This window comes from Streptomyces sp. NPDC059009 (genome assembly GCF_042740175.1).
Lineage (GTDB): Bacteria > Actinomycetota > Actinomycetes > Streptomycetales > Streptomycetaceae > Streptomyces.
Genome location: NZ_JBHYJB010000052.1, coordinates 38,857 through 51,400, shown reverse-complemented (window position 1 = coordinate 51,400; position 12,544 = coordinate 38,857). Strand labels below are relative to the sequence as shown.

Sequence of the window (12,544 nt, the reverse complement as noted above, 5' to 3'; positions counted from 1 at the left end):
CGGCCGTCCGCGGTGAACCGGCTACAGCGTCGCGCCGACCATCAGGGCCAGGTCGATGAGCCGGTTCGAGTAGCCCCACTCGTTGTCGTACCAGCCGACGACCTTGACCTGCGGGCCGAGGACGCGGGTGAGTTCGGCGTCGAAGACGCACGATGCGGGGTCGCTCGCGATGTCCGTGCTGACCAGGGGCGCCTCGGTGTAGGAGAGGAGCCCCTGGTACGGACCCGCGGCCGCCTTCGCGTACGCCTCCTTGACCTCCTCGACGGTGGTACGGCGGCTCGTCGTGACCGTCAGGTCGGTGACCGAGCCGGTGGGCACGGGCACGCGGAGCGCGAACGCGTCGAGGCGGCCCTGGAGTTCGGGCAGGACCAGGCCGATCGCCTTGGCGGCGCCGCTGGAGGTGGGCGTGATGTTGAGGGCGGCGGCGCGGGCGCGGCGCAGGTCCTTGTGCGGGGCGTCCTGGAGGTTCTGGTCCTGGGTGTAGGCGTGGACGGTGGTCATCATGCCGGAGTCGATGCCGACGGCCTCGTGCAGCACCTTGGCCAGGACGCCCAGGCAGTTGGTCGTGCAGGAGGCATTGGAGATGATCGTGTGCCGCTCCGGGTCGTACGCGTCCTCGTTCACGCCGAGCACGACCGTGACGTCCTCGCCGCTGGCCGGGGCGGCGATGATGACCTTCTTCGCGCCGCCCCGGTCGACGTGGGCGCGGGCCCGCGCGGCGTCCGTGAAGATGCCGGTGGACTCGATGACGACGTCCACGCCCAGGTCGCCCCACGGCAGCGCGCCCGGGTCGCGCTCGGCGAGGACCCGGACGGTGGCGTCCCCGACGCGGATCCCGTCGGGACCGGCCACCACCTCGCCCGGGAAGCGGCCCAGGATCGAGTCGTAGGCGAGGAGATGGGCCATCGTCGCCACGTCCCCGAGGTCGTTGACCGCGACGATCTCCAGATCCGCACCCCGGGCGGCCGCCGCCCGCAGGACGTTGCGGCCGATCCGCCCGAAGCCGTTGATGCCAATGCGCACAGTCATGGGTCTGTCTCCTCGCGTCGACGGTTCGTCCCCTGCGAGAACAGCATAAGCAACTTATATAAATTCGCGCGCTACATTTTCGGCGTGAACGAACCCAACGAACCCACGGGCGACGGAGACCAGGGGCTGGACCGGGACCGGGACAGGGACCTGGACCTCAACGCCTTCACCGCCGCCGTCGAGAACTTCAACCGCTTCTACATCCGGCTGCCCGTCCTGGAGAAGCACCCGTTCACGACACTGTCGGTCCTCGACACCCTCGCGTTCGCGGGCCGCCCACTGCGGCTGACGGAGCTGACCAGGACCGAGCAGGTCAGCCAGCCCGGCATCACCCAACTGGTCACACGGCTCGAGCACGAGGGGCTCCTGGAGCGCCGCCCCGACCCGAGCGACGGGCGCGCCGTCCTCGTCCACATCACCGAGGCGGGACGGCGGATCGGCCGGTCCCGGCACATGGACCGCACGCGCCATCTCGCCCCGCTCGTCGATCAGTTGACGCCCGAGGAGCGCCGGGCACTGCGGGACGCGCTGCCCGCCCTGACACGGCTCGCGGAGCTCGGGCGGAGCAGCCAGGGCTAGGGCCTGTCCGGCGGATCAGGCCGCATGATTCCGAGCTGTGCCGTCCGTCGCTGGTGAGCGGGCTGTGGTGCGTCGAGATGCAAGGCGGAGGAGGGCGACAACGCGGAGCGTTGGCAACCGACGACAACGCCGCAGATCGGCGTGGAACAGCCCGCGACCGCGGCAAGATCCGCCGGACAGGTCCTAGGGCCCGGCCTCAGGGCCGGACGACCGCGCGCTCCAACAGCCCCTGGAGCGTGCGCTGTTCGTCCTGGGTGAGCCCGGCCAGCGGGGAGTCCTGGGTCAGGAGGTCGAGGAGGCGCTCGCGGAGCTCTGCGCCCTCGTCGGTGAGGATCAGCTGCTTCGCGCGCCGGTCGGTGGGGTGCGGGTGGCGCTCGATCAGCGACTGCTTCTCCAGCTTGTCCACGACGAACGTCGCGTTCGACGGCTCGCAGCTCATGCGCTCCGCGAGCTCGCGCATGGTCATGGGTCCGGTGAGCTCGCGCAGCGCGGTGGCCTGGGGCGCGGTGAGCCCGAGCGTCGCGGCGCGCACGCGCACGTGCTCCGCGATCTGGTGCGCCATCCCGTTGACCAGGCCGCACAGCTCCCGCTCGGCGACCGCCGACGACTCCCGCCGCCGCGACTCCCGGTTCGTCATGGGACCAGCCTAGCAAATACATCGAGCTCGCATATTGCAAGCTTGAATGATTCGAGCTTGATGCATATGGTGGTGCAGCCGCCACGGGCCAAAACCCCTGCGCCGTGCGGCACTTCGTCCTGCCGTTCGGCATTGCGTCCCACTTCGAGAGGACCGAGCCCATGAGTGCGCTCAACTCCCCCGACTCCGCCCCACAGCACACCGACCGCCTCCGCCGCCCCGGCGCGATGCGCTCGCTGACGCTCGGCCGGACCACGGTGACGTACGTGCCGGACGGCGCCGTGCAGCTCTCGCCACGCGGCTGGCTCCCGGCCACCACCGACGAGGTGTGGCGGGCCCACCCCGAGTACCTGGACGACACCGGCAACCTCGTGGCCGGCCTCGGCGGGCTCCTGGTGGAGCGCGGCGACCGGGCGCTCCTGATCGACGCCGGGTTCGGGCCGCAGTCCTTCCCGGCCGAGCCCGGCAACGCGCACGGTGCCATCCACGGCGGCGCGCTCGTCGACAACCTCGCCCTCCTCGGCCGCGCACCCGAGGACATCGAGGCGGTCGCCTTCACGCATCTGCACATCGACCACATCGGCTGGGCCTGGCACCCCGCCCCCGGCAGCGACCGCCCCGTGTTCACGCGCGCCGACTACCTGGTGACCGAACCGGAGTGGACCCAGCGCGACCTCCTGGAGTCGCACGGCACCGGCAAGGACCTGCTCGACGCGATGGCACCGCAGGTCAGGACCGTCACGGACGGCGAGGAGATATTCCCCGACGTACGCGTGCAGTTCGTGCCCGGCCACACTCCCGGGCACGCGGCCTACGTCATCGCCTCGGGCGGGCAGCGCCTGATCGCCTTCGGCGACGCCCTGCACTCGCCGGTCCAGGTCGGCCACCCCGAGTGGTCCGCCGCCCCCGACCACGACTCCGCGCAGTCCGCGGACTTCCGCCACCGGCTCGTCGCCGAGCTCCAGGAACCCGGCACGATCGGCTTCGGCATCCACTTCGCGGACGTGGCCTTCGGTCGCGTACGAGTGGACGAGACGGAGGGGGCGGAGGGGCGCCGGCTCTCCTGGCAGCCCGTCGAGACCGAGACCCCCGCCACCGCCACTCGGCACGGCGCCGGGAACTGACGCGCCGCGACGGCGACAGCGGTAGCGGCAGCGAAAAGCGGTGTCGGCCCGGTCCGGCCGCGTGCTTGCATGGCGCGCATGATGACTGCCGACCGACTGCTCGCCTTCGCGGCCATGTCGTTCCTCCTGATCGTCGTTCCCGGCCCCAGCGTCCTGTTCGTGATCGGACGCGCCCTCGCGCAGGGCCGCCGGGCCGCCCTCACCACCGTGGCGGGCAACACGCTCGGCGCGTACGTCCTCGTGATGGCGGTGGCCCTCGGGGTCGGCACCGTCGTGGAGCGCTCGGTGCTCGTCTTCACTGCGCTGAAGCTCGTGGGCGCCGCGTACCTGGTGTATCTGGGCGTCAGGGCGCTCCGGCAGCGCGGCGCGCTGCGGGAGGCGTTCGCCGCCGACGGGAGCGAGGCGCGGGGCGGCCTGCGCACGCTCTGGGAGGGGTTCGCGGTCGGCGTGGCCAACCCGAAGACGATCGTGTTCTTCGCCGCCGTGCTGCCGCAGTTCGTCGACCGTGAGCAGGGGCACGTCGCGGCGCAGATGCTGCTGCTCGGCCTGGTCTTCAACCTCATCGCGATCGCCTCGGACAGCGTGTGGGGCCTGGCGGCGGCCGCCACGCGCACCTGGTTCGCGCGCTCGCCGCAACGGCTCGCGGCCGTCGGCGGGGCGGGCGGGCTCGCGATGATCGGGCTCGGGGTGACCGTGGCGGCGACGGGACGGAAGGACTAGGACGCCCCTTCCCGGCTCCGCTCCGCCCCCGCCCCCGGGAGGCCCGCACCCGCCTCCCCCGATACCCCCGCTTGCACTTATCCCGCGTGCGCAATTATTGTTGACGCTCGTAAGGCTCCCCTGCAACAGGGGCGTGCCGCACGCATCGACGCAAGGAACACGCACGACATGACCTCCTCCACCTCCCCGGCCCCGGCCCCGGCCGTCCCCACCGTCACGCTCAACAACGGCGTCGAGATCCCCCAGCTCGGCTTCGGCGTCTTCCAGGTCCCCGACGACGAGACCACCGCCGCCGTCGCCTCCGCCCTGGAGGCCGGCTACCGCTCCCTGGACACCGCCGCCATCTACGGCAACGAGGCGGGTGTGGGCCGCGCCGTCGCCGACTCCGGGCTCGCCCGCGAGGACCTGTTCATCACCACGAAGGTGTGGAACGCCGACCAGGGGTACGACGCCACCCTCGCCGCCTTCGACGCCAGCCTGGACAAGCTCGGCCTCGACTACGTGGACCTCTACCTGATCCACTGGCCGACCCCCGCCCGCGACCTCTACCTCGACACCTGGCGGGCCCTGGAGAAGCTGGCCGCCGACGGGCGCGTCCGGGCCGCCGGTGTCTCCAACTTCCAGCCCGCGCACCTGCGCCGCCTGGTCGACGAGAGCTCGCTGGTGCCCGCCGTCAACCAGATCGAGCTGCACCCGGGCCTCCAGCAGAGCGAACTCCGCTCCCTGCACACCGAGTTGGGCATCGCCACCGAGGCGTGGAGCCCGCTCGCGCAGGGTGCGCTGCTCGGTGAGGCCGCGATCGCCGAGATCGCCGAGCGGCACCGGAAGTCGCCCGCCCAGGTGGTGCTGCGCTGGCACCTCCAGCTCGGCACCGTCGTGATCCCGAAGTCCGTCACCCCGGCCCGCATCCGGGAGAACATCGACGTCTTCGACTTCACGCTCGCCGACGACGAGCTGGCCGCCATCGCCGCGCTCGACCGCGGCCTGCGCACGGGCCCGGACCCCGACACCCTCAACTGAGGCCCCGCGCACCGTCGTTCGAGGCCCCGCACACCGTCGTTCGAGGCCCCGTGCGGGCGTCGGCGCGCCCTGAGCGGCGTCAGCGCACCCGCCGCGCCACCCGCAGCAGATACTCCTTCCGGTTCAGCGGATCGTGATCCGTGCGCGGGCGGCGCGGCGCCGGGCCGCGCACCGGCCGGTGGTGGTCGAAGGCGCTCTCCCACAGGCCCTCGCCCCGGGTCAGGCCCGGCAGCTGCTGCTCCAGGGCGTGCACCCGCGCCGCCGGGATGTCGCCCTCCAACAGGCAGTCCGCACCGCGCAGTTCCTGGCCGCGCGGCACCCCGCCGAGGCGCACCACGGCCGACATCACCGGGCTGAACGTGTCGGCCGGCGCCTCGACGCTGAAGCGGTGCATCGGCTCGTACACCGTGGTCCCCGCCTCGCTCAGCGCGCTCATGAGCACCAGCGGGGTCAACTGCCGGAAGTCGCGGGCCGTGCTCGACATGCTCTTGTCGAACACGGCGTGGGAGTGGCTCTGCCGGGGCCAGTACCCCGAGTGCGTCATCGTCACGGTGCAGTCGGTGACCTGCCAGCCGTGCAGGCCCTGGGCCAGGGTCTCCCTGACCGTGTCCTCGACCGCCTTGAAGAACGCGTAGGGCATGGAGCCGAGTTCGACCTCCAGGCGGAACTGCACTCCGCTGCCGAGCGGCGCCGGATCGACGCGCAGGCCGACCGTCCCGAGGAACGGTTCGAGGTCCTTCTCGTACCCCGAACCCGTGCCCCGGGGCCGCTCGACGCAGATCGTGGTCGTCTCGCGGAAGGTGACCGCCACGCCGAACTCCTCGGCGAGGGTGGCCTGGACGACCTCCTTCTGCACCTCTCCGTAGAGCGAGACGGACACTTCGTCGCGCACGTCGTCCTGGCGCAGGCCGATCAGCGGGTCCTGTTCGGCGAGTTGGGTGAGGGCGAGGTGCAGCGCGCCCTTGTCGGCGGGGCTCCGCGGCACGACGACCGTCTCCAGGGTCGGCGGCGCGAACTGCGGTCCGGCCGCCCGCGCCGCCGTCCGCCCCGCCGCTTCACCGATGACGTCGCCGATCCGCACGTCGTCCAGCCCCCGGAGGGCACCGATCTGTCCGGCCCTGACGACGTCGCGCCGCTCGCGCGTGCCGTCGGCGAAGACGTCGATGCCCGTGACCTTGTCCTCGCGCATCCCTGTGCCCTCGGGCACACCCGTGCCCTCGGGCATCCCGGCGTCCTCGTGCGTCCCGGCGTCCTCGTGCGTCCCGGCACGCCCGTCCTCGCCGACCGGCCCGAACGGCAGCACGTCGCGCACCGCGACCGAGCCGGAGAACAGCCGGGCGTAGGCGATCTTCTCGCCCGCGGGGCCGCGTTCGACCTTGAACACCGTGCCCCCGACCGGACCGTCCGGGTCGCCCTCGGCTCCCGGCAGGAACTCCCTGATCCCGGCGATGAGTTGGGGCACGCCCGCGCCGGTGATGGCCGAGCCGAAGTACACCGGGTGCGCCTGCGCCCGCGCGCTCTGCACCGCGAGGGCGGCACGCAGCCGCTCGTACGAGAGGGCGGCGGCGTCCTCGACATAGGCGGCGAGCAGCTCGTCGTCGCGGTCGGCGAGCACCTCGGTCAGGCGCGCGGTGAAGACCGGATCGGCGGCGGCGTGCGGGACGGCCGCGGCGCCGCGCGTCCCGGGCGCGGTCACTCCGCCCATGGGGACGGCCGCGGGCGTCAGCTTGCGCGCGATCTCGTCCAGCAGCGTCCCGTACCGCGCTCCGCGGCGATCGATCTTGTTCACGAACAGCAACGTGGGGATGCGGAGCCGCCGCAGCGTGCGCATCAGGACGCGGGTCTGCGCCTGGACGCCCTCGACGGCCGAGACGACGAGCACGGCGCCGTCGAGCACGCCGAGGACCCGCTCCACCTCGGCGATGAAGTCCGGGTGGCCGGGGGTGTCGATGAGGTTGACCGTCATGTCGTCCAGCGCGAAGGAGACGACGGCGGACTTGATGGTGATGCCGCGCTGCCGCTCGAGCGCCAGGGAGTCGGTCCGGGTGCTGCCGTCGTCGACGCTGCCGATCTCGTCGATGACTCCGGCGGAGTGCAGCAGCCGCTCGGTCAGGCTGGTCTTACCGGCGTCGACGTGCGCCAGGATCCCCAGGTTCAGGGTGTGCGGGGTGGAGGAGTGCGTGAAGTGCACGGGGCGTCATGTCCTTTGGGTGGGTGGCCATTCCCTTCGGGTGGGACATGAACGCTCGGCGCATGCGGACTCCTCGGTCGCTCGGCTGTTTCCACGAGTAAAGAACTCAGGACGCGCCGGGCGCAACCGATTTACGGCCTGCCTGCGACCTCGGGGTCGAGGCCCGCCATCTGGAAGTCGACGAACCGCCTCCAGTCGCCCCAGTCCGCACGCGCGACCGCCGCCAGGGCGCCCACGATCATGTAGAGGTCCTCGACGGTCACGTCGGCGCGCACGGTGCCGTCGCCTCTCCCCCGCTCCAGCAGTTCGGCGCCCAACTCCCGCAATTCGGCGCCGACTTCCCCCCGCGGGGCCGTGCTGCCCAGGGCCGTCTCGATGGACCGGGAGAGCGCGCGGCCGTCCTCGTGCACCTGCCCGATGTGCAGCAGGAACCGCTTCAGCCCCTCGCGGGCGTCGGGCGTGGACAGGCACTCCGCGCGCGCGAACGCCAGGATCTCGGCGAAGCGCGCCTCGGCGACCGCCTCGATGAGGGCCTGCCGGGTCGGGAAGTGCCGGTAGACGGTGCCGACGCCGACTCCTGCGCTCTTGGCCACCTCGGCCATCTGCACCTCGTCGCCGCGTTCGGCGAAGAGTTCGCTCGCCGCTTCCAGGACGCGGGCGCGGTTGCGGCCGGCGTCGGCCCGGGGGCGCCGGGACGGGGTTGACATACGGGTTCGGCCCTCTCCATAGTCTTTTCCGGAATCGGATTCCGCTTCCGTATCTGCTTCCGGAAGGATACCTCTTGCCCACGGACCGCTTCATTCTGCTGGCCCCCGGTGCGTCCCGCCCGGGGCCGGGCCCGGACTCCGGCCCCCTCCCGACCTCCCTCCCACCCTCCCGCACAGTCAAAGCGACCACCGCCGATACGCAGGGCCGCTTCTCGCTCCACGAGCACCACGAGTACCGCGAGCACCACGGCACGGACGTCGCACCGCTCCAACTCCACGACGGCGCAGATGAGTTCATCTACGTCATCGCCGGGGAGCTGGACCTCGACGCGGACGGCGCCACGCACCGGCTCACCGCCGGAATGACCGCGCTGCTCCCCCGGGAGGCGTCCCGCCGCGCGCTGCGTCCGCACGGGCCGGGGCCGCTGCACGCGCTGCAGCTCTCGTCACCCGCCGCACCAGCGGCGCCGGCCACCGACGCGCCGCGAACCGCGAGGAGCGGGCGCCCCATCGTGCTCACCCCGGGTGCCGCGCGCCCCGGCCGCATCCCGGTGCCGCCCGCCTTCGCGGTCAAGGCCCGCACGACCGACACCGAGGGCCGCTTCTCGCTCCTCGAGGTGGTCGTGGCCCAGCCCATCCCCCGGCATGTGCACCACCAGGCGGATGAGGCGATTTACGTGCTCGACGGCGAGCTGACCGTGGAGTTCGACGGCACCGTGCACGCCGCCGCCGCGGGCCAGTTCGTGCTGCTGCCGCACGGCGTCCCGCACGCCCTGCGCCCCGGCTCCACGCGCCCGCCGAAGGTCCTCCAGATCTCCGCCCCCGGCGGCTGGGAGTACTTCGTCGAGGATCTGATCGAGGCGCGGACCCAGGTGAGTGCCGGTGGGGCGCTGGACGCGGCGCGGCTGAACCCGATCGCGGCCAAGTACGGGATCACGTACGAGGAATGACGACACGTCAGCGCTCCCGGCCCGGCGTGACCGTCGTCGCCCGGCCCGCGCTGGCGGCCCTACGCACTGGCGCCTGCCCCGCACCTCGGGGAGAAGGCCGCTGGAGGGCCGGGGGCGGGCGATCGTGCTGGCCTAGGCCGCGACCATGATCGGTTCAGCGCGGCGCCCCCTCCTCTTCCTCGATGTCGACGGTCCCCTCATCCCCTTCGGGGCGAATGCGCAAGAGCTCCCGGACGGTTACCCGACGTACCCCGGGCCTCCGTCGGGCCCGGGAGCCGCCGCCGACGATGACGCCAACCCCCTCCTCTCCCGGATCGACCCCGCCCTCGGCCCCCGGCTCCTCGCCCTCCCCTGCGACCTGGTCTGGGCGACCACCTGGCTCGACGAGGCCAACGAGGCCGTGGGGCCCCGGCTGGGACTGCCCGAACTGCCCGTGCTCGACTGGCCGGACGACCCGAGCGGCCCTGATGGCCCGAAGGGCACGGATGGCACGGATGGCACGAGCGGCCTGCACTGGAAGACCCGCGCCATCGTCGAGTGGGCGAGCGGGCGTGACCTCGTCTGGGTCGACGACGAGATCGGGGACGTCGACCGGGAGTGGATGGCGGCCCACCACCCGGGGCACGCGCTGCTGCGGCGCGTGGATGCCCGACGGGGGCTCACCGGCGCGGACTTCGCGGCGATCGAGGTGTGGTGTCGGGGCCGGACGGGACGGCCCTGACCACCGCCACCGTGATCTCGTACATGTCACCCATCGCGCCACCGTACCGACGCCCCCGTCACCGCCACCCGGCCGCCCCGTCGAAGTGCACGTCGTACGTGTCGTGCAGGCCGTCCATGGTGGACCAGTCCGCCTCACCGCGCGCGATGCGGCCCAACTGGCGGAAGTAGGCGAAGCGTTCGATGCCCGGGGTGAGGACGGCGAAGAACTCCGCCGGGGCGTCGGGCGCGGCGCCGAAGGCGTGCACGGTACCGGGTGGGACGACGACGAGTCCGCCCGCCGCGACGGGGGTCAGGGTACCGTCCAGGAGGAACTCCATCGTGCCGGTGAGCACGTAGAAGAGTTCGGTCGACAGGCGGTGCTGGTGCGGGCGGGTGCCGTCCGCACCGGCCGGCAGGGCCAGGCGGTTGGCGCCCAGGAGGCCACCGGTCCCGCGGCTGTCCTCCAGGAGTTGGAAGAGGCCGCCGCCGGGGAGCGGCACGGTCTCCGCGGCGCGCCCCTGGACGACGAGGGCGGCCTCGCGGCCGTTCCGGTCGCGTGGTGATGACTGCTTCGTGTTCATGGCGTGCTCCAGATGTTCTGCGTGTTCTGTGCGCTCTGCGTGTTCTGTGCGCATCGGGCTGAGCCACCAGTCGACCGCGGGAACACCCCGTGACCAAGAAGCAGTTGATGTTCACAGGCATCACCGGAGGTGATCGGACGTCGTGGAGCTCCGGCAGTTGGAGTGTTTCGTGCGCGTCGTGGACGACGGCGGGTTCGGGCGGGCGGCGCAGCGGCTGTTCATCGTGCAGGCCGCCGTCGGCCAGCAAGTGGCCAGACTGGAACGGGCGTTGGGGGTGCGGCTCTTCGACCGGAGCACGCGGCGGGTGACGCTCACCGCGGCGGGGCGGCGGCTGCTGCCGGAGGCACGGGCCGCGCTCGCCGCGGCCGAGCGCGTCACCCGGGTCGCCGAGGACCTCGCCTCGGTGCGGGCCGAGGCGACGCTGCGCGTCGGCAGCAGCCGCGCCTTCGCCGACCGCGTCCACCGTGCGCTCGACGACCTCGCCGAGCGCGCTCCCGGCCTCCGCGTACGGCTCGTGCAGGACACCCGTGAACGGCGCCTGGAGGCCGTGCGCGGGGGGAAGCTGGACGCGGCACTCGTACGAGGGGAGCAGCCGCGCCCGGGGCTGGCGGTGGACGCCCTCTGGCAGGACCCGCTCGTCGTGGCGGTGCCCGTCGCGCACCCGGCGGCCGCGCTCGACCGGGTGCGGCCCGCCGACCTGGCGGGGCTGCCGGTGCGGCTCGCACCCCGGGCCCACAACCCCGCCTTTCACGACCTGGTGACGGGCGCGCTGCTGGCGGCGGGCGTCGAGCCGCTGCCGGGGCCCGCGTTCACGACACTGCAGGACACCCTCGCCGAGCTGGTGGCCGACGCGGCGGCCGGGGTCCCGTCATGGACCGTCTTCGACCCGGTGGGCGGGCTGCCCCCGGTGCGCCGCGTGGCCTTCCGGCCCTGGGACGGGCCGCCGTCGACCGCCTTTCTCGTACGCCGGGAGGGAGCGGCCCCGCAGGCCGTCGAGCGGCTCGTCGCGGCCCTGCGGGACAGCGCCCTGACCCCGGCGGGCAACTGACGGCGGCTGACGGCGACTGGCTGGAGTGGCCTAACGGCGCCTACGCGCCCAGCCGGTGCTCCCGGAAGAAGCGCCAGATCAGCGGGGTCGCGTCGAGGGCCGCCGGGGTGTCGGAGTCCTCGTTCGGCACCGTGCTCGGCCAGTCGTGGCCGAGTCCGCCCATCCGGTAGTGGACCAGGTCGGACCGGCCGTCGCAGCCGTGCCACCGCTGCCGGGTCACGCCGTCGCCGAGGTCGCGGGACGTGGGGGCGGGGCGGCAGCCGTCGCGGCGGGCCCAGTCCGCGAGCCAACTCGGCAGCGGGGGCAGGCCCTTGGCGGGCACACCCGTGTACGGGATGGTCGTGTCCGCCGTGCCGTGGAAGTCGATGACCGGTGCCGGGCGGGCGGGCTCGCAGGCGCCGCCCTGCGGGTAGAAGGCGCCCGAGACGGGGGCGAACGCCGCGATGCGCCCGGGCATGCGGCAGGCGAGGACGCCGACGAACCCGCCGCCGTTCGACTTGCCCGTGGCGTACACGCGCCGCGCGTCGACGCAGAGTCGGCGCTGCAGCAGGGAGATCAGGTCACTCGTGAACAGCACGTCGTCGACCGGCGCCGAGTAGGGCGCGCCCTGCCACGCGGACTCGCCGTCCGTGCCGGTCACGCCCTGCGGGTAGACCACGACGGCGGGCAGCCCGGACATCACGGTGAGCCGCTCCTGGTAGGCGGAGGTGCGCTTGTGGCCGTGGAAGGACAGGACCACGGGTGTGGCGCGGCGCGGGTGGTAGTCGGCGGGCACGTGGATGAGGTAACTGCGGTCGGTGCCGCCGGAGTTGAGGTGCGCCTCCGTCGACGTTCCGGGGGTGTAGGGGGAGGCGGTGCCGCAGCCGGTCGTGCGCACCGGGCGGTCGACGACGACGCCCGCCGATCCCCGCCCCGGCTCCGGCTTCGGCCCGGCCGGGGCGGCGCCCGCGGGCACCGAGCCCGCCGCGCCGGTCAGCCCGGCGAGCACGACGGCCAGCAGGGCGGTGCGCAGACGGCGTCCACGCCGAGGCTCGGCGGGCACGGCGGGCACGGCGGGGTCAGCGGGCACGGCTGGGTCAGCGGGGCCGACGGACATGGCGGGGCTCCTTCGCCTCGGCGGTGATGTGCCGCTGACTATGGCGCCCGGTGTGACGGCGGTCACCGTTGCGTGCATTTCGTTCACGGGGCGGCCCGCCGCACGCCCGGCCCCCGGCCCGCCGCACGTCCCCGGCCCCCGGCCCGCCCCCGTTCGGACC

13 protein-coding genes are annotated in these 12,544 nt (G+C 73.2%); 7 read left to right on the top strand and 6 right to left on the bottom strand.

The window, feature by feature from the left end; genetic code table 11:
- Nucleotides 1–21 precede the first annotated feature (21 nt).
- Nucleotides 22–1,029 (bottom strand): type I glyceraldehyde-3-phosphate dehydrogenase, encoded by a 1,008-nt coding sequence (gene gap / locus ACFWYM_RS38495; RefSeq protein WP_384848080.1) that lies wholly within the window; start codon nucleotides 1,027–1,029, stop codon nucleotides 22–24.
- A gap of 84 nt (nucleotides 1,030–1,113) precedes the next feature.
- Between gap and ACFWYM_RS38490 the strand changes: the two genes are divergently transcribed.
- Nucleotides 1,114–1,608 carry a MarR family winged helix-turn-helix transcriptional regulator gene (locus ACFWYM_RS38490; RefSeq protein WP_384848077.1) on the top strand — a complete coding sequence of 165 codons (495 nt, stop codon included), beginning with the start codon at nucleotides 1,114–1,116 and terminating at the stop codon, nucleotides 1,606–1,608.
- A gap of 196 nt (nucleotides 1,609–1,804) precedes the next feature.
- Here the strand turns inward: ACFWYM_RS38490 and ACFWYM_RS38485 are convergent, their stop codons facing one another.
- Nucleotides 1,805–2,245, bottom strand: coding sequence for a MarR family winged helix-turn-helix transcriptional regulator (locus ACFWYM_RS38485; RefSeq protein WP_384848074.1), 441 nt, complete (start codon nucleotides 2,243–2,245; stop codon nucleotides 1,805–1,807).
- A 161-nt stretch (nucleotides 2,246–2,406) separates the two neighbouring features.
- On the opposite strand from ACFWYM_RS38485, the gene ACFWYM_RS38480 reads away from it, so the two are divergent.
- The 3 genes from ACFWYM_RS38480 (at nucleotide 2,407) to ACFWYM_RS38470 (ending at nucleotide 5,109) form a co-directional block, all read left to right on the top strand.
- A complete protein-coding gene (locus ACFWYM_RS38480) occupies nucleotides 2,407–3,369 on the top strand; it encodes an MBL fold metallo-hydrolase (RefSeq protein WP_384848071.1) in 963 nt (320 codons plus the stop codon).
- Between the two features lie 78 nt (nucleotides 3,370–3,447).
- Nucleotides 3,448–4,089, top strand: coding sequence for a LysE family translocator (locus ACFWYM_RS38475; RefSeq protein ID WP_384848068.1), 642 nt, complete (start codon nucleotides 3,448–3,450; stop codon nucleotides 4,087–4,089).
- 168 nt (nucleotides 4,090–4,257) lie between these two features.
- Complete coding sequence (locus ACFWYM_RS38470) at nucleotides 4,258–5,109, top strand: aldo/keto reductase (protein ID WP_384848064.1); 852 nt, start codon at nucleotides 4,258–4,260, stop codon at nucleotides 5,107–5,109.
- 79 nt (nucleotides 5,110–5,188) lie between these two features.
- Here the strand turns inward: ACFWYM_RS38470 and ACFWYM_RS38465 are convergent, their stop codons facing one another.
- Together ACFWYM_RS38465 and ACFWYM_RS38460 are read right to left on the bottom strand one after the other, a co-directional pair.
- The gene (locus tag ACFWYM_RS38465; RefSeq protein WP_384848061.1) at nucleotides 5,189–7,300 is read right to left on the bottom strand and encodes a GTP-binding protein; all 2,112 of its coding nucleotides are present in this window, start codon (nucleotides 7,298–7,300) and stop codon (nucleotides 5,189–5,191) included.
- Between the two features lie 131 nt (nucleotides 7,301–7,431).
- Entirely contained in the window at nucleotides 7,432–8,007 is a 576-nt protein-coding gene (locus ACFWYM_RS38460) for a TetR/AcrR family transcriptional regulator (RefSeq protein ID WP_384848058.1), read from the bottom strand.
- A gap of 74 nt (nucleotides 8,008–8,081) precedes the next feature.
- On the opposite strand from ACFWYM_RS38460, the gene ACFWYM_RS38455 reads away from it, so the two are divergent.
- Together ACFWYM_RS38455 and ACFWYM_RS38450 are read left to right on the top strand one after the other, a co-directional pair.
- On the top strand, nucleotides 8,082–8,957 hold the full coding sequence (locus tag ACFWYM_RS38455) for a cupin domain-containing protein (protein WP_384848055.1): 876 nt from the start codon (nucleotides 8,082–8,084) through the stop codon (nucleotides 8,955–8,957).
- A gap of 145 nt (nucleotides 8,958–9,102) precedes the next feature.
- Nucleotides 9,103–9,678 (top strand): hypothetical protein, encoded by a 576-nt coding sequence (locus ACFWYM_RS38450; protein WP_384848052.1) that lies wholly within the window; start codon nucleotides 9,103–9,105, stop codon nucleotides 9,676–9,678.
- 58 nt (nucleotides 9,679–9,736) lie between these two features.
- On the opposite strand, the gene ACFWYM_RS38445 is transcribed toward ACFWYM_RS38450, so the two are convergent.
- The gene (locus ACFWYM_RS38445) at nucleotides 9,737–10,240 is read right to left on the bottom strand and encodes a cupin domain-containing protein (RefSeq protein ID WP_384848049.1); all 504 of its coding nucleotides are present in this window, start codon (nucleotides 10,238–10,240) and stop codon (nucleotides 9,737–9,739) included.
- A gap of 142 nt (nucleotides 10,241–10,382) precedes the next feature.
- Between ACFWYM_RS38445 and ACFWYM_RS38440 the strand changes: the two genes are divergently transcribed.
- Nucleotides 10,383–11,288 carry a LysR family transcriptional regulator gene (locus ACFWYM_RS38440; protein ID WP_384848046.1) on the top strand — a complete coding sequence of 302 codons (906 nt, stop codon included), beginning with the start codon at nucleotides 10,383–10,385 and terminating at the stop codon, nucleotides 11,286–11,288.
- Between the two features lie 40 nt (nucleotides 11,289–11,328).
- Here ACFWYM_RS38440 and ACFWYM_RS38435 read toward each other — a convergent pair whose 3' ends face one another.
- Nucleotides 11,329–12,384 (bottom strand): alpha/beta hydrolase family esterase, encoded by a 1,056-nt coding sequence (locus tag ACFWYM_RS38435; protein ID WP_384848043.1) that lies wholly within the window; start codon nucleotides 12,382–12,384, stop codon nucleotides 11,329–11,331.
- Between the last annotated feature and the right edge of the window lie 160 nt (nucleotides 12,385–12,544).